The sequence below is a fragment of the Pseudoalteromonas sp. G4 genome (genome assembly GCF_028875915.1).
Lineage (GTDB): Bacteria > Pseudomonadota > Gammaproteobacteria > Enterobacterales > Alteromonadaceae > Pseudoalteromonas.
In genome coordinates, this window is the sequence record NZ_JAPEHW010000005.1 from 1 (window position 1) to 19,328 (window position 19,328).

Here is a 19,328-nt window from a genome sequence, read left to right on the forward strand (position 1 = left end):
ACACCTGCATTTTCTGTCAACTGATAGAAACCACTAACACCTGGTAACCAAATGGTCGTTGATTTACGTTGCCAGTCATCTTTATCAACCGTGTCGGTATAAAACATATCCATGTCTTCGCCACGCACACCCGCAGATACGGTTAAATCACCAAACTTAACGGTGTCTTCAAGGTAAATAGAAAGCGCTTCTGTATTCTCGATATTTTGCGTTGTAAACTTTTTCGCTTCTTCAGTTCTCAGCGCAAAACCATCCGTCATTGCATATTTCTCTTCGAAATGTTTTCGCTCGATTTCGTCTTCGTGGTAACGCACACCAAATGATAATTGATGATCGATATTAAAGAGTGAGAAGTTGTAATCGGCATCAACTTGTAACCCCTGCGAATAATACTCGCGATCGTTAGTACCCATTACCAAGAACATAGTATTAAAGCCAGCTTCAACAGAATTTTGTTGACCTGAAATCACATTATATTCGCGTTCGTAATAGAGTGGATCGGTCATAATATCTGACAAACTCGCATTTGAGCCTGTTAATTTGCCGAGTTTACGCCAAGCTCGCTCATAATCGTTACGATACAAACGTGTAGTCATCGAAAACACATCGCTTGATAAATTATGCGTAAACATAAATTGCGTGTGCTCAGTGTCCATATTCGCAGGCTGTGATGCGGCATAGCGGCGATATGGATTTTCTTTAAAGTCCGCCTCAGTTAAACCTAAATAGGTTTCATCTGAGTTTTCATCCGCGTAAGAAAGCTTAAGTTCAAAGCTTTGATCAAACTGTTCACCATCAAGCAAATATTTAGTTTTAAATAAGAAATCATTTTTCTTAAAACCTGAATCACCACCGTTATCGATTTCTTTAAAGCCATCCGCTTGAAGGCGTACCGCTTCAACTAACACACCCACGTTTTTGGCGACTTCAGTACCAAAAAAGCCGTGAGCTTTATGATAACCATCGCTACCAGTCGCTAAATCTAGACCTGCGGTCAGTTCAAATGGCACTTGACGCGTAACCATATTGAGCGCACCAGCCACTGTTTGTGGACCGTGTTTAATCGCTGCTGGGCCTTTAAACACTTCAACGGCGGTCATACGAGTTGTTACCGGGAAGTAATAAGCGGCAGCTGCTGAATAAGGCGCAGGACCAATCAGTACACCATCTTCAAGAATCGTTACTTTTTTACTACGCTCTGGTGTTACACCACGAAATCCAATGTTAGGGCGCAGACCATAACCATCTTCTTCACGAATATTCACACCCGGTACTTTGGCTAGTATGCGGTGGATATCATCGTATTCGTATTTTTCAAGTTCCACTTCTGAAAGCAGTGTTGCAGACCCTGATTCTGTTCGTAATTTATTGCCATGACTAATAATCGTTATATGCTCAATGTCATCATCATTGGTTTTCTTATCGTCGGCAAAAATTGGGGTTACATAACTTGCAATTGCTAATGCTAATAGTGTTTTTTTCATATTCATAAAGCTCTAATCATTATCACCAGCTGAAGATTTAGGTAGCTCAAGGGCAAGCTTATTTATAAAGTCATGTTTAAGTTGATCGGTCACATCCTTTACTTTAGCATGTGTCTGTTCAACTTTTTCTTTTTCATCAATTAGGGCTTGTTGTAACGTGCCATTAATTGATTCAAGTGTTTCATTAGAATCAGTTAACCCTTTAAGCATCGCATCTTTGGTGTCGCTTCCCTCTTCTTCAATCAGAAAGTCATCAAAGCCAGTCGTGTTGTCTTGTGCAATACCATTGCCTGTAAATAATTTTTCAAAAGCAGCAAGATTTGCTTGGATATTAGCTAATGATTGCGCTGCAATTGGCGATTCAACGTCTTGCGGGCAGGCTTCTAAACCACACGAATTACTTTCATAGCCCAGTGGCAGTGCTAACTTTTTATCTTTTACTTGCTCGGTAAGGTAAAACAGCGCATCTGAAATCACATTCACCGCAGCATGTGCTGAATCAAAACTCGAACCAACCTCGCCTGCATTTTTAAGTGCCATAGCATAGCCTGCATCGCCATTCCATTTATCAAGTAATACTTGGCTGTTATCGACAAGGTCACTTGCAACTTCAATTGCAAACTCACAACGGGCAATGCGACGCTCACTGTCACTGCGGTTATTCCAATCTGCAAGTGCGTCATTGGCAATTGAGCAGCTGTGATTTAATTGTTCTGAAAATAGTAAGTGCTCTAGGCTGACAAGACCACGGCGAGTAGCTGTACGCTCTTTAATATCATAAGGTCTGGTTGAATCTAGGTTGATCATGCCATCTTCGAAATACGCGGTATCTTGGTCAACACCACATAAGCTTTTTGCTGGCCACGAATAAATTAAGTTGCGCAATTCACCTTCGTTTTCCAAAAGTGGCCCCATTTGCATTAATTCAGCATGTTGCCAAAGTGCAGTGGTATCTCGCCAGCTTGTTTGTGCCTCTAAAAGTGCTGCTAAGCGCTCATCTTCTGAAGCTTCACCCTCAGCCGCCGATTTTTCAACGGCGCAATATTGGCTTAACGTTGCAAAATTCGCAGCGGCTTGTTGATTAAATGAGGTAAACGTTGGTGTGATAACATTATCAACTAAGTTGGCAACAAGCGCCTTTTCGTCAAAACTTGTACCACCGCCATTACCTGGTTCGGTCGTGCCACCACCAAAGTTCTGTCCTTGAGTACTTGAAGTATCTTCTGAACACGCCGCTAACGTCAGTACTAGCGATGTTACAAGTGCTATCGGTTTAAGTTTTGCGGATATCAACATAAAATTATCCTAAAATCTCGAATAATAAATACAGCAAAAGGTTAGCGACCTAAATCACTAACCTTTTAATTAATTTAACGTTTATTTTAAATTACCAGTTCTCTGAGTTTGCATCAGCAAAGTCATACGCGTTATCTAAAATATCACGTGCAGCGATTAATTTCGCTTTGTAGTTTGCAAATTCATCCGCCCCAGCAAGTACTGGCATATCGCCGAATAAGTCATGCATATCGACAAATTGAGCTGGACCAACAGTATCTTTCTTAGGATTCAATGCATGGTCAGCAAATGGTGAGAATGGGCTGAATTGGAAATTAAGAGCAAAGCCTTTCATTTCACCCCAATGTTTGGCGTAATCTGCAAATTCTGCTGATGTATATTCGCCATCTTCAATGTTCTCAATATCAGCAATCACGTCATTGATATAATGAACAACTGTTGCTGCGATTGCTTTTTCCCATGCTAATGCAGCTTGGAATACATGATTATCGAATTTCGTTTTATCTTCTGCCGAAAATTCATCAACATTTTTACCAACGTTATCAGAAATCATTTTACGACCAGCGATAAAGTGTGTCATTGCCTCAGCCGTCAAATCTGTAGCAACTTCAGCACCTAAGTCACGCTTTGCTGCGTTAGACGAATTACCCCAAACAAATTCAGAAGTTAAATCAATTGCACCATCGCCATTAATATCGTTCTTACCTTGGAAATTCTCACGGCCGTCTTTTTTAGCAATTTCACTGTCTGAATATTCTAGGTAGTTGCGCGATGCACCAAAGTAACCAAAACCTTCATCAAATTGATGCTCAAGTGCTGTATACGTTTTAGTACCTTTGTCAGACACCTTGTTATCAGAAGCTAAACCTTCGCCAAGATAATCATCTGTACCCTGCGAGAACATTAATGCGCCAAGTGTATGCTTTTGAACTAGCTGAACTAAATCTAAACCTTCAGGAGTAATAAATGCTTTTGAAATAGCAACACCGTTTGCATCAACTAATGCTTCACCTGCGTTTACTTTTTCAATTTGAGCAACGAATAAATCAAAATAATGTTCAACTAAACCTTCTGGAGTTGCTGCGCGCGTACCAAAATCATTCCAGCCTTTGAAGTTGCCCGCAACATGCCACTCTTTATACATTTTTAACTTGTCACGGCCTGCAATTTTACCATTTTCACCACCTAGATTTTTATCCGAAGATGAAATATCGAAAAATGTTTTTTGCTTATAAGATGAAAGGTCATCGCCTAAGTGTGAAATTGGAGAATCAACTACCGCAGCATAGTCACCCCAAAGTGCATTTAGCTTAGCTCTTACATCGGCTGCCATAATGCCATTTGTTTCGATGTATTCAACCGTCATTAAGCCCATGTAGTGCTTAATTTCTGCTGACAGTGCATGACGCGCAGTTTGACCTGAGTAAGATACTGATGAACCACTGAAACCTGCAAGTTTAGTGTCAAACTCATAAACATTAACACCGTTTTCAGCATCGATGTCGTCTACTGTTAATGTAAGTGCTTTTGTGAAAGTTAAGCCACCAGCATCTGTTACTGTTACATTAACGGTAACTTCTTGTTCTTCTTCAAAGTTAACTGCAAGTGCATCTTTAAGCTTTAAATCTGTGCCTACAATTTCAAAACGTTCATCTTCAATAGAGAAAGTAAGACCGCTTGTCGTATCGTCAGTTGCTGTTAGCGCACCAACAACAACACCTAGTGTATCTTCAGAAATAGTTGAAGTTGAAATTTGGATATCTGTTGGTGCTTGATTTACAGGTGTTACTGGGTCTTTACTATCACTACCGCCACAACCAGTTAAACCAATAGCCGCAGCAAGCACAGCAGATGCTAATGCAGATTTACGAAGATTAATCATTGTTCGACCTATTAAATAATTTTTATTAATGAAGATTTATAAACTAACGCTATTATAAACCTCAAATCCAATGAGAATCAATCTCATTTAGTTTATTTTAATGTTTTATTTACGCAAATAAGTGTATCAATGCTTATGCTGCAATATCTGACGTAAGATCAAAGAATGATTAATTTGATTAAATTAGGACTGTGATTGTAGTTCAATGACAAAACAAGCACCGCCTAAAGGGCTTTTCTCTAAATAGCATTTGCCATTGTGCCAATTAATAATTTTTTGCACGATAGCTAAACCAAGGCCAAACCCTTTAATTTTTTTGTTACGGCTTTTATCAAGGCGGGTAAAGGGTTTAAATACATGCTCCCATTCTGATTGCTCAATACCCACCCCATCATCAGCAACTTTTATAAATACCCTATTTGCTTGCTGATAAATGGATATTCGAATTTCTTGCTCAGCATATTTTAAAGCATTGCCAACAAAATTCTGAATCGCGCGACCTATAAAATGTGGATCTGCAGTAATAATGAGCGGTGAGCTTGTCTCGATATTTATTATAATCTTGCTGTTAAAACCAAGTTTTTCTGCAAGTACCGTTGCCTGTTCTACAACATCATATTGCTCTATATTTAGGGTTGGCTTTTCACGTTCAAGCTTTGCAAATTCCAACATTTCACTGACTAAAGCATCTAGTTCTTGAATATCGGCTTGCATGCTTGCTAAATATGGTGCTGTTTTCTCATTGTTTTGTGTATCTTCTAGCATCGCAATAGCAAATTTTAGCCGAGCTAAAGGCGTTCTAAATTCATGAGAGACCGATGACGTAAGCTCTCGCTGGCTATCGAGCAAATGTTTAATTCGCTCTTTCATTGCCATCAAGGTTTGTTTTATTGGCAGAAGTGCCGATTTATCATCACTACTGAGTTGCAGATCTTCAGGGGCATTAATATCATGACAAGCACGCTCTAACTGATTGAAATCGCGCCATAACCAATAACTCCATGCCGCAACAGGCAAGCCTATTACCATCAGCATAATTATAAATGGCCAAATAGAATCGTAACTATTACTGTCAAAGCGGTAGGGGCCGATTTTTAGAAGCTGTGAGTTATCAAGTTGCAGATACCAAATGACTTGTTTTGGGCCATCAAAAACAGGAATAGCCTGCCCTTGTTGTAAACGGGATGATTGCTCTGGTAAAAAGGCAATTTGGTCGGCAGGAATAATTTGATGCTGATAAATATGCTTCAGCTTATCTATGCCGTGAGGCGTTACAGCTAAAGCTGAAATCGATTCACTAACTTGCGGTGCGAGTGGCAACGCTTCAATGCCATTAGGCTCAGGCCATAACCTTTCGAGCGCGCCACTTAAAATAAAGATTGAAACGATGATATAGGCATAGAGGCTAAGGAATAACTTGCCCATCTAATCTCCTAAAGAGTTATTACTAACCCCAAGCATCTGACACAAACAAATAACCTTGACCCCACACTGTTTTAATACGGTAAGGTTTGTCACTATTATCGCCTAACTTCTTACGTAAACGCGAAACTCGCACATCAACCGTTCTGTCGAGTCCATCATACTCACGGCCAATCATTTTTTCGTGCACAAAATCACGACTCAATACTTCACCCGCACTGTTAGATAATAACCACAGTAATTCAAACTCGTGCGATGTTAAACTTACTTCATTGCCCATCAACTTAACAATGCGACTGTTTTTATCAATGGTCAGCGAACCAAAGCGTAATTCTTCTGAACTTTTTTCAACAGCACCACGGCGTAATAATGCGGAAATACGTGCTAATAACACACGTGGTTCAGCAGGCTTAATGACATAATCATCGGCACCTAATTCAAGACCTATTACCTGATCAAAATCTTCACCTTTTGCAGTAAGCATTAGAATCGGTAATTGGTAACGGTCTCGTACTTCACGACACACACTAAAGCCGTCTTTGCCTGGTAACATCACATCCAAAATCATTAAATCAGGCATATTTGCCTCAAGTGCGGCCATCACTTCAGCACCATTACTTAATACATCAACCGTCATACCATTGTGCTCAAGGTAATCTTTGGTTAATTGTTGCAATGCTAAATCGTCTTCCACTAATAAAATGTGTGCCATGTGTATCTCCTAGAAAAAGCTCCACGGTGTGCGTAACCTTCTACGCTGGGACTTTGTATTGCTACTTTGCACTTTGATTTTAGCAGTAGCAATTTGTTCACCGCTTTTACGATTAACTAAGGAGTATACAGTGCCAAACTGAACGTCCGCTTTATAACTAAAATTACCATTAGTTGCACTTTGCCAACATTTTAATGGTGTTTGATCACGTAAAATACATACGTCTTGTGTTGTTTCTGTTTGCCACACAAAATTGACTTCAATTTGGCACACATCATCACTGTTTTGCACCATACAAACTGCAGGTGTCAGTTGAAACTCAGTGCTTTTATTTGCAGTAGCATTAAAACTGGTTAAAGCACATATAACTAAAAGCAAACAATATCTAAAAAACATGGGTCACCCCTGTAAATATTGTCACGCTTTCATCACTCGAAAATAAAGGACTATCACTTAAAGAACCAAGGTTGTGGTATTTAATTTTAGCTAGCAAACCAAAACGCTCGTTGATAGGCATTTGCCAACTTACTTCAACGTGCGGTAATACAGCAGCATCCTGCTCAAAGGTTTGCCCGACGTTATCGTCGGCCTGAATACCATAATAATAATCTGCGAGTTTGTGAGATAAATAATCGAGCCCCAAACGCACACTGAGTACCCCAGATCTAAATTGCCAACCCTTGGCGAAGCTCAGTGCTACTCGATGACCAAAATGAACTCCACTAATATCATGCAAAACATCGGCGGAGAAACGCCAAGAATCTGCGATATATTGATAATTCAATCCACCATCCAGTGCCCAATTTGGGCGATTTATCTCAGAAATGGATATCCTGTCGCGTGTTGCTGGTTCCGTGTAAGCGTTTCTAACAATAAATACGTTGGCAGGGTGCCAAGTAACGAAAAAGCGATTTTCTGGGTTTAATTCGGAGATAAGACTAATCACATGGTGTTTTTCATCCACCAAAGTGAGGCCTAACTGGCCATTGTCAAAATAAAAGCGCTCGCCATAATATGCAATATCTGGAATCGCAATTAATGGAAAGTTATCCCCCTCATTTAGCGGATTTGAAATTGTTCCAAGACCTAACGCTAAACCAAGGCGCAGTTCGCCTTGCTCTATCGCTTCATCTATTTGCTTAGCACTTGTAGCTGAGCAAAAGAACAATATAAATATGCAAAAGAGATGCTTCAATATTTAAAATTCTCCGAGAAAACACGCGCACTTTACCAATCAAAACAAATCCTGCAACAAAAATTACAATTACTTACACGTCGGAATAAAAATCAGCCAATTTGTAGTTCTTTTTTCCTAGTTATTTAAGCAATTGCCATATAGCATTCATGATTGGCTGCTGTAAATGTGCTTTTTTTGTAACTAGGCCAACATCAAATGCTGGCACAGGATCTGGCATGGCTAAAATCTGCACTTTATCTTTAATAGGACTATTATCGACAACAACTTTTGGAATAAGTGCCACACCAAAACCTAAACTAACCATTGAAACAGCAGCTTCGTTACCTGCTACTTTGGAGTATATAAGTGGATTAATGCCATTTTTATGCCACCAATCAGCTAATCGCTTTCGACTTAACCCCTGATCAGGCACGATAAACGGTAATTTTTGCCATGGAATATCCGAACGATTATTTATTGCCTCATTGATCATCGCACCCAGCGGCCCATCATCATTTGGCGCAATAAACACAAGCGGTGATGAGCCAAGTGAATAAAATGCCAAGCTTTCATGCAATTTATCCGGCCTTGCTGCAATTGCCATATCTTCAAAACCTTTCATCACACGCTCAATTGCAAGCGCAGGATCGCCTGTATTTAGTTTCACTTCGATGTGAGGGTGCGCCAACCTCACCTTTTTTAATAAGTCATATAAGAAACTGTAAGTTGCAGTAACAGAACTAAACAGCTGCACTTCACCTGAAAGTGCCTCACCAGCTTCATTTAACGATGAGCGAAACATTTGCCATTCACTAATTGTTGTACGGGCATAACGTAAAAAAGCCTCGCCTTGTTTAGTGAGCGAAACACTGCGTTTATTACGATTAAAGAGTATCGCCCCAACTTCATCTTCTAATTGTTTTATATTGCGGCTGAGTGTTGGTGCACTGACATTTGCCAGTTCGCTTGCTTTAGTAAAATGAAGCTGCTCCGCTAATACTAAAAACAATTGTAAGCGTTTAATATCCACGACAAGCCTTTATTTCATTTTTTGTAATACAATAATTCAAATATATCATTTTACGCAATTAATAATTTCTTTTAAGGTTAAATCAATGCTGCAAGACGCAGCGCATTATTTATTATTAGGAATTAGACATGGCAACGAATTATTTTAACAGCTTACCGTTACGCGAGCAGCTTGCGCAGCTTGCTCAATGTGAATTTATGGACCCATCAGAATTCAGCGATGGTGTTGATGCGTTAGTTGGTAAGAAACTGGTTGTAGTTGGCTGTGGTGCGCAAGGCCTAAACCAAGGCTTAAACTTACGTGATTCGGGTCTTGATGTATCTTACGCATTACGTGAGTCAGCAATTGCTGAAAAACGCCAATCTTATATCAATGCAACAGACAACGGCTTTGTTGTTGGCACTTACGAAGATCTAATCCCAGATGCGGATTTAGTACTTAACTTAACACCAGATAAGCAACACACCAGTGTAGTAAAAGCAGTTATGCCTTTGATGAAGCAAGGTGCAACACTTGCGTATTCACATGGTTTTAATATTGTTGAAGAAGGCATGCAAGTACGTGACGATATCACGGTAATCATGGTTGCACCAAAGTGCCCAGGTACAGAAGTTCGTGAAGAATATAAGCGTGGTTTTGGTGTGCCAACTCTTATCGCAGTTCACCCAGAAAATGACCCTGAAGGTAAAGGCCTTGCTCAAGCGAAAGCGTATGCAGCAGGTACCGGTGGTCACCGTGCGGGCGTTTTACTTTCATCATTTGTAGCTGAAGTAAAATCTGACCTTATGGGTGAGCAAACAATTCTATGCGGCATGCTGCAAACGGGTTCGCTACTTTGTTTTGACAAAATGGTTGAACAAGGTATCGACGCTGCTTATGCATCAAAACTACTTCAGTATGGCTGGGAAGTTATCACAGAAGCACTTAAGTATGGTGGTGTAACCAACATGCTTGACCGTTTATCAAACCCAGCAAAAATTAAAGCATTTGATTTATCTGAAGAATTAAAAGTGATTATGCGCCCGCTTTACAACAAGCATATGGACGACATCATGAGCGGTGAATTCTCATCAGGTATGATGGCAGATTGGGCTGAAGATGATGCGAAGCTACTAGGTTGGCGTAAAGAAACTGGCGAAACTGCATTTGAGCAACAAGCAAATACAAGCGACGAAATCACTGAACAAGAGTTCTTTGATAAAGGTATCTTAATGGTGGCTATGGTTAAAGCGGGTGTAGAGCTTGCTTTTGAAACCATGACAGCAGCAGGTATTAAAGAAGAATCTGCATACTATGAGTCACTGCATGAAACACCACTAATCGCTAATACGATTGCACGTAAAAAGCTATATGAAATGAACGCAACAATTTCAGATACCGCTGAATACGGTTGTTACTTATATAACCATGCATGTTTACCACTATTAAAAGACTTTATGGGCACAGTAAATACTGATGTTATCGGAAAAGGACTATCAACAGCTGATAATCGTGTTGATAACGCGCGTTTGATTGAAGTAAATAAAGCACTTCGTTCACACCCAGTTGAGGTGATTGGTGAAACGCTGCGTGGTTACATGTCTGCAATGAAACCAATAATTTAAGATAAACCCTGAGTAAACTGCCCGCCTTAAGCGGGCTTTTTTTTGCCTTGGTTCTGGGTTAATGTAGCCAAAACAATTTATGGGGTATTAGATATGGAACATGCGCAGTCTGGCATTTTTAATGAAAATAATCGCCACAGCTATTTTTTAGAATATGTCATTACCAATCGCGATCCACAAACACTTTCACAGCTTACCCAAGCACTCAAAAATATCACTCAAACGATTAAATGCAGTAATGTTATCGCATTTGGTAAGCGCCTTTGGCAGCACATCGACACCGAGCAAAACCCATTAGAGTTTAACGATTTTGCTACTCTATCAGGCCCTTTTGGTCACACAGCCCCTGCTACACAGCATGATTTACTGATTTGGCTTTATGATGATGAATTAGACAATGTGTTTGATGCAATGCAAATATGCCAAAATCAGCTTGCAGAACTGGCAATTTTAGCACTTGAATGCCCGGGGTTTCGCTACAAAGATAACCGCGACCTTACCGGGTTTGTGGATGGCAGTGCTAATCCCAAAGATTTAGCAGCAAAAGCAGAAGCGGCACTTTTACCAAATACACATTCACATGCTGGCGGCAGTTTTGTTTTAACGCAAAAATGGGTTCATGATTTAAGTGAGTTCGCAAAAATGCCTATGCAAATGCAAGAGAAAGTAATTGGCCGTACCAAACCTGATTCCATTGAGTTAGAAGGTGATGATATGCCTGAAAATTCCCATGTAAGCCGTACTGATGTCAAAGTAGATAACGTTGCGATGAAACTTTATCGCCGCAGTGTGCCTTTTGGTAACGCCAACGAGAAAGGGCTTTATTTTCTGGGTTTTGCCTGCGACCAAAAGCGTTTTCAAATTCAATTAGAACGCATGTTTGGTTTAACCAATGACGGTATTTACGACAAGTTAATTGATTTTTCCAAAGCAGTGAATAGCGCCTATTGGTTTGCACCATCACAGCAGCAACTAAATGCTTTATTTGGGAAATAAACTGTAACAATTTAACCAAGCAAAGGGGCCTAAACTTTACTATCTTTAATCAAGTAGTTAGAAGTTTCTGGAGGTGTTATGCGTCTTTCTTTTTGCTTGGTTTTACTGTTGCTAATGGGTTGTAATTCAACTCAAAATACACATAAGCCACCTCCACTCCTACTAAATGATGATCAATTTTCTCTTGTAACAATAGAATCTAAACAGGATGTATTTGAATTATCCGAAAGCACAATTGCAATTATGGAAGCGGAAATATCACGCTCATTAGATAAACGCTTAACAACACGTTCTTTACTCAAATATATATTTTCACCTGAAAACCAAAGTTTAAATTACCTCACTGGCGCAACACTGACCGCCGAAGAAACTTTCAACAGTAAAGATGCAAACTGTTTATCGCTTTCAATTATGGCTCATAGTATGGCAAAACACTTTGGTATCGAATCGCGTTTTCAGCAGGTATTTATTCCTGAGTATTGGGCAAGTGAAAATGGCTATAGCTTGCTAACTGGGCACGTAAATTTACGTTTAAAAAGACCTAGTTCTAGTGATATTGCCCTCACTTCAACCGTATATGATGCAGTTGGCGATCTTATCGTTGACTTTAATCCAAGCAGTTTCAGACAAAAATTCCGTACCAAAATAATTAGCGAAGACCTTATTCTCGCAATGTTCTATAACAACAAAGGGGCAGCTGCAATGATCAATGGCGAGCATGATCTTGCCTACTCATACTTTAGTGCTGCCATTGAAAGTGCGCCTGAGTACAGCTCAAGTTTTGGTAATCTCGGTGTGCTTTATCGAATTAGTAATCATTTTAAGCAGGCTGAAATTGCTTACAACCATGCATTATTACTGGATAGTGGTAATAATACTGCAAAAGGCAATTTAGCGCGCTTATACGACTTAACAAATCGCAGCTATGAAGCTGAAAGAATCCGCGAAGCCCTCGAACACGAGCGTAGTAAAAATCCGTATTATGCAATAGCCAAAGGAAATGAAGCCCTGTATCAACAAGATTTTGAACAAGCGATTCGCTTCTTCAAAAAATCAATTAAGCTTGATCGTAAAATACATGAAAGTCATTTTGGTTTAGCTAAAGCCTATTTTTATATCGGTGAACTTGATAAAGCCCTGAGTGAGTTAGAAAAAGCCGAGAAACACGCCTACTTTGACGGTGAAAAACGGCGTTATCGTGGCAAGATAATGTCGCTAACGGCCCATTTAATACAATGATCAATACCGTTTTAATTGTACTTTCGCTTTCCATAACCTCTGAAGCGCAATTAGCATCACACACGCACCTGCAATTTTTTAGTCATGATCAACTTGCAGGTCGAAAAACAGCTACTAAGCACGCTAATTTAGCCGCCAGTTATATTGCAAAGCAATTTAAGCGGTATGGTTTGGCTCCAGTTAGCAATCAATTTATTGTGCCATTTAATTATAAAAGCGGTTTTTTTAGTGAAGGCAATGCACATAATGTAATGGCTGTGACAAAAACAATTGCCAACAAACCAACGGTTGTTATTACCGCACATTTTGATCATTTAGGCAGTAGCGGCAAGGGAGTCTACAACGGTGCAGATGATAATGCTTCGGGCGTGGCGGCTTTATTAACCTTGGCAAAATTGATTTCTGAAAACCCAAGCCGGCAACTTAATTATTTATTTTTAGCAACCGATGCAGAAGAAGCAGGACTGTTTGGCGCGCGCGAATTTATTGATAACCCACCTATCCCACTATCTAATGTATTAATAAACATCAATTTAGATATGTTAGGGGTAAGCAAACGAAAACGCTTGCTGGCGCTTTACAATACACCATCAAAGCGACTGGTTGAGGCACTAAAAGACACCAATTGGCATACCAATAGCAAATTAAAATTCACTAAAGGCAATGGTTTTTATAACAGTTCAGTGAAAAACCAACGACGTCGTATTATAGATGCAGGTGATCACCGTGCATTTTACAAAAAAAACATTCCAGTATTATATTTTGGTGTAGGTGAACATGATAACTACCACACCGTAGACGACACCTATGAAAATATTCACCACGGTTTTTTTGATGCCAATTTACATAACATCGCTAAAGTGATTTCTGAACTGGATGCAAATGCGCATCTGCTAAACAGCGCTTTACCCAATTAACCTTTTGCAGCTTACTTAACTTTTTGACTTGGTATTCTAATTTACTTGCTTCGCTTCGCGTACCAACAGGCATATTAAAAATAAGTGATAAGGGCCCTTTGCCAACTAAGGCTTTGGCACCTTTGCCCGAGTTATGCTGTGAAAAACGCCTTGCTACATCAGTTGTAATTCCCGTATACCAATGGTGATACCGAGTTTCGACAATATATAAATGCCAAATAGGTTTAACCGATTGATTATTAGTGCAGATAACTTCATTAGACATAAAAACAGCGATTTGGGAACTTCAATCATCAATTTAAGTCAAATTTACACTTTTATAACCTGATAGCAAGAGGTATCATGATGCGATTAGTAGTAAGGATTAAAGAATTCAATGAATTGGTTTAAGTATATTTTTCTCTGTGCCGTATTGGTTATCAGCTCAGGTTGTTCTTCTTGGCTTTATAGAATGCCAATCCCACAAGGGAACTTTTTAGAGCAAACTGACATTGATAAACTTCGTGTAGAAATGACGCGTGAACAAGTGTTATACGTGTTAGGTCAACCAATTGCAAAAGACGCCTTTGATGAAAGCACATGGTATTACTTGTACCAATTTAATGCTGGTAGAAAAAATGAAGTGCGAAAAGAACTGATTGTTGAGTTTGACGGCGATAAATTAAAAGCACTGCGCGGCGACTATAAAACGCCAGAAGCATTTAACACGCCGCTTGAGCAATAACCAAAATATTTAAGTAAAAAGTCATGCAAATGCATGACTTTTTTATGACTGCCTGCGCCCTGCACGACCACCTGTTATTTTGTTAGCACGGCCTTCATCTTTCGCTTTTTCAGCACGACGTCTGCGCGCTTCTTTTGGATCGGCAATCAATGGGCGATAAATCTCGATGCGATCGCCATCTTTCACTTGTTGATTTAATTTACAAGTACGATTCCAAATACCAACTGCTAATGAGGTTAAATCAATTTCAGGACATTTTTCTAAAATACCGCACTGTGTTATCACTTCTTCAACGGTGAGGTCATCGTCAGTTTTGAAAGTCACAGTGGTTGCTGTATCTGGCAATGCATACACAATATCGATTGATTTCATTATTTGTACACCTGCTTTGCTCGTTGGGTAAATGCTTTTACCATATTATTTGCCACTTCGTTAAAAACCTTACCAAATGCCAACTCCACCAGCTTATTAGTGAACTCAAAATCAAGCTCAAGACTGACTTTACAGGCTGTTTCATCTAAAGGCGTAAATTTCCAACCACCCGCAAGCGTTTTAAATGGGCCGTCTAGCAATTTCATATTTATCGCTTGGCCTTCTATTAATGTATTTTCCGTCGAAAACCATTTACGCATACCTGCTTTCGATATTTCGACTGAAGCAGACATACACTGTGCAGTTTGATTATGTATTTTGGCCCCAGAACAATTTGGTAAAAATTCTGGGTACTTTGAAACATCATTAACTAAATCATACATTTGCTGCGCACTAAACATTACCAGCGCAGATCGACTAATTTGCGGCATATACTCTCCAGATTCAACACCGCGAATTCTATCAAGGTTTAGCTAAGATACAAAAAAAGAAGCGTGAGAATGTCAAAAAAGAGTGTAAAACCATAACGGATAAGTATAATGACGCCATTATGGCAAAACACAAAAAACCAAAAGCACAAAGTAATACCATCGCGTTAAATAAAAAAGCGCGTCATGAGTATTTACTGCAAGATAAATTTGAAGCCGGTATGGAATTACAAGGCTGGGAAGTGAAAAGTATTCGCGCCGGCAAAGTAAATATTACCGAAACGTTTATCCAAGTTAAAAATGGCGAAGCGTATTTACACGCAAGTCAAATTACTCCTTTACTTCAAGCATCTTCACACGTTGTTTGCGACCCTATGCGTCCGCGTAAACTGTTATTAAAAAAACGTGAGATTGACCGTTTAATCGGTGCTGTAGAACGCGAAGGCTACTCTTTAATTGCAACCGCAATGTATTGGAAAAAATGTTGGGTTAAATTAGAGTTTTGTCTAGCGAAAGGTAAGAAATTGCACGACAAACGTGCCGCCAGTAAAGATCAAGATTGGGCGCGTGAAAAAGAGCGCACAATGAAGCATTCAGCTCGATAGATTGTAAAAAAAAACCACGCAAATGCGTGGTTTTTTTTGCTTTGAATTTGCTTGCCAAACTTACTCTATTGCCAATTCTCATAGCACTTTCACTTTTTCTGTTTTCGTAATTCCCTTTATCAGAAGCTCCTAATACATAATTCATTACAAATTAAAAAATGCACAAAAGTTACTGGATTGTTAATGTTGTTTTTACATGTTATTAATAACAACAATTAGGTAACTAATTAATTTGATAATAATTAAACAAGGAATTTACTATGAACAGCGCTACAAAGTTCAAGTTAAGTACTCTCGCTTCAGTTATTTCTTCATCGCTACTTTTCTCTACTTTTATTGCAAAAGCAGATGAAGAAAAGCAAGTTGAACGCATCGAAATCACAGGCTCTCACATTAAACGTACCGACCTCGAAGGCCCTTCACCTGTTGCTACCTTAACAGCAGAAGATATTCAAAAATCGGGGGTGACTGATTTAATCAGTTTATTCACAAAGTTACCAATTTCAGGTCAAGGTACTTTCTCAACGCAAGCAAACAGCAGTGATGATACCGCAAATGGTGGTTCGTCAGTATCATTACGTGGTTTAGGTGCCGATTCAACACTAATTTTAATCAATGGTCGCCGTGTTTCGGTATCACCATTTGCTAAGGGCATTGATACCTCTTTCGTAGACATTAACAATATTCCGTTATCTGCAATTAAACGTGTCGATATATTAAAAGATGGTGCGTCTGCAACCTATGGTTCAGATGCGGTTGCAGGTGTAATTAACATCATTCTGCGTGATGATGTTGAAGGCGCAGAGGTTTCAGCTAAATTTGGTACCACAGCAGATGGCGGTGGTGATGAACAAAGCGTTAACTTAGTTTTTGGTAATCAAACGGATAATTCAAGCCATACCTTTATTTTAGAGTACTTTAACCGTGAAGAAGTGCTGTATGCCGACAGAGACTATTCAAAAACCTCTAACCAAGCATTAAGAACAGGCGATCCAGACGCAACTGATTTTAGAAGTTCTTCAGGTATTCCAGGTACTATTGCTCTTGCAAGTGACCCATCAAATCGTTTAATTGATTTATATGGAAATGATACTTGTCCAGAAGCAGATCGCGACTTTGCCAATAACTTGTGCCGCTACGACTATGCGCCTCACATGACGATGATCCCAGCAGCTGAGCGCTTCAGTTGGAATTATCTCGGTAAATATGAAATCAATGATAACCTTCGCGCGTTTGCGGAATTAAATGGTCAAAATTCAAAGTCGACCGTTCGCGGTGCAGGTAGCCCAAGTTTCAATGAGTTAACGATGGCAGGCGATAATATTAACCACCCATTTGCCAATATGCCAGATCATGAATTCCATGGCCAAGACTTAACAATGCGCCGTCGTACAGTAGATATCGGCAACCGTGAAAAACGTGTTGATTCGAATTATCACCGTGCAATTCTTGGTCTTCAAGGTGAATTTAAAGATTGGAATTGGGAAGCGGCGTATAGTTATATTAAAAGTAGTTCAACTGAGCGCGGTGTAGATGGTTTCCCGAATAAAAGACGCATGCAAGAAGCAATTGATTCAGGTGCGTATGACCCATTCGAACCGTCATCAAATGGGCAACAAGTATTAGACTATGTTGAAACAACCACGACACGTATTGGTAAATCAACGATGAAATCGCTTGATTTCAAAGCCTCTGGATCAATTTTCGAAATGGAACACGGCGATTTAATGCTGGCATTTGGTGGTGAATACCGTGAAGAGTCAATTAGTGATAACCCTGATGATCAGTTCTTACGTGGCGAAGTATTTGGTACCGAAGCAACACAGGCAAATGGCTCGCGCGATAACATGTCTGTTTTCGGTGAAATGTCAATTCCAGTTCTAGATTCACTGGAAGTGCAACTTGCTGCACGTTACGAAGATTATAGCGATTTTGGTGATACTACTAACCCTAAAGTGTCTTTCTTCTGGTCTCCAATGGATGACCTGAGTCTACGTGGTTCTTGGGGCACGGCATTTAGAGCGCCTTCATTGCACCAACTCGGTTTAGGCCGTACTGATGAATCGCCAAACCTTGTCGATACTCTACGCTGTAGTGCAATTGGCAATCAAGACCGAGCGTGTGAACCACAAGAGTATACTGCAATCTTTGAAGGTAACCCTGAGCTAGGTCCTGAAGAGTCTGAAAGTTATAACCTAGGTTTAATCTACAATATTACAGAAAACCTGAATTTCTCTATCGATTACTATGATTATGATATTACCGATATCATTGGTGCTGATACGCAATTTGTAATGGATACCTACGGTTTAGATCCTAATATCGTTGAACGTCGCCCTACAGCAATAGCAAATGACCCAGGTGAAGTCATTCAAGTGAATGACTCATATCAAAATATTGGTGACTTACAAACTTCAGGTATCGACTTAGACGTTCGTTATAATTTAGATACTGAAGTTGGTCAGTTTAAATTTGGCTATGTGCTTAACTATGTTCTTAATTTTGAAGATTATAAAGGCACCAAAGAAGGTGGTTTTGAGCAACCTCAAATGCGTTGGACTACATCTGTTGATTGGGTTAAAGATGACTTTAGCGCAACAGCTGCACTAAACTATATCGACTCGTTCGAGCAAGAAGCTTCTTTAAATCTTAATAAAGATGTTGATGCAATGACCACACTCGATGCGTCAGTTAACTATTTTGGTATAGAAGATTTAGTGCTTACAGTAGGTGCTACCAACTTAACAAACGAAGAACCACCATTTGCCTATCATGACTTTATGGGCTTCGTTGTTAACGTTCACAGCGGGCAAGGCAGATTTGCTTATGTTCAAGCAAGTTATAAGTTTTAATTAAACTAAAAACAATAAGCCCCAGTTTGGGGCTTTTCTTTACAATGATTATTTAAATATGGTCGCGCTGTTTTTTACATTCAAGCATTTCTTTCCAATGCACTATTTCTTCATGAAGTACTGGCGCTTCGCCATCAAAATCGGCTGCTTCTAGTAACTCTTCAACAGTCACAATGCCACCTTTTTTCTTAAATACACCACGCACATACGCAACTGCATGTAAACCACGTTCAGATTTAAAGGTTTGCTTAATATAAAAATATTTATGATCCCATCCAACAAGCTGAGTTGCAACTGTAAACTCTTGTAGTGGCTTAATATCTCGAATGTAAGTAATGGCAGTCGCATTGACAATTGGAAACCAGCGGTTTTTCATTACGACTTTAAATAGCCCTAAACGCTCAGTCATCCAAGTACGTGCTAAGTCCATAAAGGCAAGGTAACGTGAGTTAGTTAAATGCAAGTTAATATCACAATCAGACGGTAATGCTCGGTAGTTAATTTCAACTTCATCTAACAAAGGCTGATAAAGTTTATTTCGTTTTATCCGATAAAAGAGTAATAGTAATCTAAAATATAAATTCATTT

At 39.5% G+C, this 19,328-nt stretch carries 19 protein-coding genes; 7 read left to right on the plus strand and 12 right to left on the minus strand.

Annotated elements, in window-relative coordinates; all coding sequences use genetic code 11:
* The 8 genes from ON073_RS03505 to ilvY form a co-directional block, all read right to left on the minus strand.
* Positions 1-1,484, minus strand: a 1,484-nt coding sequence (locus ON073_RS03505; protein WP_274760483.1) for a TonB-dependent receptor family protein, incomplete at its 3' end; no start/stop codon positions are given.
* A 12-nt stretch (positions 1,485-1,496) separates the two neighbouring features.
* Positions 1,497-2,780 (minus strand): imelysin family protein, encoded by a 1,284-nt coding sequence (locus ON073_RS03510; protein ID WP_274760484.1) that lies wholly within the window; start codon positions 2,778-2,780, stop codon positions 1,497-1,499.
* Positions 2,781-2,871: 91 nt separating this feature from the next.
* Positions 2,872-4,662 carry a DUF4856 domain-containing protein gene (locus tag ON073_RS03515; protein ID WP_274760485.1) on the minus strand — a complete coding sequence of 597 codons (1,791 nt, stop codon included), beginning with the start codon at positions 4,660-4,662 and terminating at the stop codon, positions 2,872-2,874.
* Positions 4,663-4,845: 183 nt separating this feature from the next.
* A complete protein-coding gene (locus ON073_RS03520) occupies positions 4,846-6,087 on the minus strand; it encodes an ATP-binding protein (RefSeq protein ID WP_274760486.1) in 1,242 nt (413 codons plus the stop codon).
* A gap of 22 nt (positions 6,088-6,109) precedes the next feature.
* A complete protein-coding gene (locus ON073_RS03525) occupies positions 6,110-6,796 on the minus strand; it encodes a response regulator (protein WP_274760487.1) in 687 nt (228 codons plus the stop codon).
* A gap of 9 nt (positions 6,797-6,805) precedes the next feature.
* Positions 6,806-7,192 (minus strand): DUF3019 domain-containing protein, encoded by a 387-nt coding sequence (locus ON073_RS03530; protein WP_274760488.1) that lies wholly within the window; start codon positions 7,190-7,192, stop codon positions 6,806-6,808.
* Complete coding sequence (locus ON073_RS03535) at positions 7,182-7,964, minus strand: MipA/OmpV family protein (protein ID WP_274760489.1); 783 nt, start codon at positions 7,962-7,964, stop codon at positions 7,182-7,184. Before ON073_RS03535 ends, ON073_RS03530 begins: the two co-directional genes overlap by 11 nt.
* A gap of 148 nt (positions 7,965-8,112) precedes the next feature.
* Positions 8,113-9,003 carry an HTH-type transcriptional activator IlvY gene (gene ilvY, locus ON073_RS03540; RefSeq protein WP_274760490.1) on the minus strand — a complete coding sequence of 297 codons (891 nt, stop codon included), beginning with the start codon at positions 9,001-9,003 and terminating at the stop codon, positions 8,113-8,115.
* Positions 9,004-9,131: 128 nt separating this feature from the next.
* Here ilvY and ilvC point away from each other — a divergent pair, with 128 nt between their 5' ends.
* The 4 genes from ilvC (at position 9,132) to ON073_RS03560 (ending at position 13,759) form a co-directional block, all read left to right on the plus strand.
* A complete protein-coding gene (gene ilvC, locus ON073_RS03545) occupies positions 9,132-10,607 on the plus strand; it encodes a ketol-acid reductoisomerase (RefSeq protein ID WP_274760491.1) in 1,476 nt (491 codons plus the stop codon).
* A 93-nt stretch (positions 10,608-10,700) separates the two neighbouring features.
* Positions 10,701-11,603, plus strand: coding sequence for a Dyp-type peroxidase (locus tag ON073_RS03550; protein WP_274760492.1), 903 nt, complete (start codon positions 10,701-10,703; stop codon positions 11,601-11,603).
* A 78-nt stretch (positions 11,604-11,681) separates the two neighbouring features.
* Positions 11,682-12,842 carry a tetratricopeptide repeat protein gene (locus ON073_RS03555; protein ID WP_274760493.1) on the plus strand — a complete coding sequence of 387 codons (1,161 nt, stop codon included), beginning with the start codon at positions 11,682-11,684 and terminating at the stop codon, positions 12,840-12,842.
* Positions 12,839-13,759 carry a M28 family peptidase gene (locus tag ON073_RS03560; protein WP_274760494.1) on the plus strand — a complete coding sequence of 307 codons (921 nt, stop codon included), beginning with the start codon at positions 12,839-12,841 and terminating at the stop codon, positions 13,757-13,759. The genes ON073_RS03555 and ON073_RS03560 overlap by 4 nt, the downstream gene beginning before the upstream one ends.
* Here ON073_RS03560 and ON073_RS03565 read toward each other — a convergent pair.
* Entirely contained in the window at positions 13,698-14,024 is a 327-nt protein-coding gene (locus ON073_RS03565) for a GIY-YIG nuclease family protein (protein ID WP_274760495.1), read from the minus strand. The genes ON073_RS03560 and ON073_RS03565 overlap by 62 nt on opposite strands.
* Before the next feature lie 111 nt (positions 14,025-14,135).
* Here ON073_RS03565 and ON073_RS03570 point away from each other — a divergent pair, with 111 nt between their 5' ends.
* On the plus strand, positions 14,136-14,483 hold the full coding sequence (locus ON073_RS03570; protein ID WP_274760496.1) for an outer membrane protein assembly factor BamE: 348 nt from the start codon (positions 14,136-14,138) through the stop codon (positions 14,481-14,483).
* Positions 14,484-14,525: 42 nt separating this feature from the next.
* On the opposite strand, the gene ON073_RS03575 is transcribed toward ON073_RS03570, so the two are convergent.
* Both ON073_RS03575 and ON073_RS03580 read right to left on the minus strand, forming a co-directional pair.
* The gene (locus tag ON073_RS03575; protein ID WP_274760497.1) at positions 14,526-14,855 is read right to left on the minus strand and encodes an RnfH family protein; all 330 of its coding nucleotides are present in this window, start codon (positions 14,853-14,855) and stop codon (positions 14,526-14,528) included.
* Entirely contained in the window at positions 14,855-15,286 is a 432-nt protein-coding gene (locus ON073_RS03580; protein WP_274760498.1) for an SRPBCC family protein, read from the minus strand. Before ON073_RS03580 ends, ON073_RS03575 begins: the two co-directional genes overlap by 1 nt.
* A gap of 119 nt (positions 15,287-15,405) precedes the next feature.
* On the opposite strand from ON073_RS03580, the gene smpB reads away from it, so the two are divergent.
* Together smpB and ON073_RS03590 are read left to right on the plus strand one after the other, a co-directional pair.
* A complete protein-coding gene (smpB, locus tag ON073_RS03585) occupies positions 15,406-15,888 on the plus strand; it encodes an SsrA-binding protein SmpB (RefSeq protein ID WP_274760499.1) in 483 nt (160 codons plus the stop codon).
* A 260-nt stretch (positions 15,889-16,148) separates the two neighbouring features.
* Positions 16,149-18,740 carry a TonB-dependent receptor plug domain-containing protein gene (locus tag ON073_RS03590; RefSeq protein WP_274760500.1) on the plus strand — a complete coding sequence of 864 codons (2,592 nt, stop codon included), beginning with the start codon at positions 16,149-16,151 and terminating at the stop codon, positions 18,738-18,740.
* Between the two features lie 52 nt (positions 18,741-18,792).
* On the opposite strand, the gene ON073_RS03595 is transcribed toward ON073_RS03590, so the two are convergent.
* The gene (locus tag ON073_RS03595) at positions 18,793-19,326 is read right to left on the minus strand and encodes a thioesterase family protein (RefSeq protein WP_274760501.1); all 534 of its coding nucleotides are present in this window, start codon (positions 19,324-19,326) and stop codon (positions 18,793-18,795) included.
* Positions 19,327-19,328: the final 2 nt, after the last annotated feature.

What these genes read in the sequence shown, in the direction of transcription:
- ON073_RS03510 (WP_274760484.1), bottom strand. Translation starts at nt 2,780, where the DNA reads ATGTTGATATCCGCAAAACTTAAACCGATAGCACTTGTAACATCGCTA.
- ON073_RS03515 (WP_274760485.1), bottom strand. Translation starts at nt 4,662, where the DNA reads ATGATTAATCTTCGTAAATCTGCATTAGCATCTGCTGTGCTTGCTGCG.
- ON073_RS03520 (WP_274760486.1), bottom strand. Translation starts at nt 6,087, where the DNA reads ATGGGCAAGTTATTCCTTAGCCTCTATGCCTATATCATCGTTTCAATC.
- ON073_RS03525 (WP_274760487.1), bottom strand. Translation starts at nt 6,796, where the DNA reads ATGGCACACATTTTATTAGTGGAAGACGATTTAGCATTGCAACAATTA.
- ON073_RS03530 (WP_274760488.1), bottom strand. Translation starts at nt 7,192, where the DNA reads ATGTTTTTTAGATATTGTTTGCTTTTAGTTATATGTGCTTTAACCAGT.
- ilvC (WP_274760491.1), top strand. Translation starts at nt 9,132, where the DNA reads ATGGCAACGAATTATTTTAACAGCTTACCGTTACGCGAGCAGCTTGCG.
- ON073_RS03550 (WP_274760492.1), top strand. Translation starts at nt 10,701, where the DNA reads ATGGAACATGCGCAGTCTGGCATTTTTAATGAAAATAATCGCCACAGC.
- ON073_RS03555 (WP_274760493.1), top strand. Translation starts at nt 11,682, where the DNA reads ATGCGTCTTTCTTTTTGCTTGGTTTTACTGTTGCTAATGGGTTGTAAT.
- ON073_RS03560 (WP_274760494.1), top strand. Translation starts at nt 12,839, where the DNA reads ATGATCAATACCGTTTTAATTGTACTTTCGCTTTCCATAACCTCTGAA.
- ON073_RS03565 (WP_274760495.1), bottom strand. Translation starts at nt 14,024, where the DNA reads ATGTCTAATGAAGTTATCTGCACTAATAATCAATCGGTTAAACCTATT.
- ON073_RS03570 (WP_274760496.1), top strand. Translation starts at nt 14,136, where the DNA reads ATGAATTGGTTTAAGTATATTTTTCTCTGTGCCGTATTGGTTATCAGC.
- ON073_RS03575 (WP_274760497.1), bottom strand. Translation starts at nt 14,855, where the DNA reads ATGAAATCAATCGATATTGTGTATGCATTGCCAGATACAGCAACCACT.
- ON073_RS03580 (WP_274760498.1), bottom strand. Translation starts at nt 15,286, where the DNA reads ATGCCGCAAATTAGTCGATCTGCGCTGGTAATGTTTAGTGCGCAGCAA.
- smpB (WP_274760499.1), top strand. Translation starts at nt 15,406, where the DNA reads ATGGCAAAACACAAAAAACCAAAAGCACAAAGTAATACCATCGCGTTA.
- ON073_RS03590 (WP_274760500.1), top strand. Translation starts at nt 16,149, where the DNA reads ATGAACAGCGCTACAAAGTTCAAGTTAAGTACTCTCGCTTCAGTTATT.
- ON073_RS03595 (WP_274760501.1), bottom strand. Translation starts at nt 19,326, where the DNA reads ATGAATTTATATTTTAGATTACTATTACTCTTTTATCGGATAAAACGA.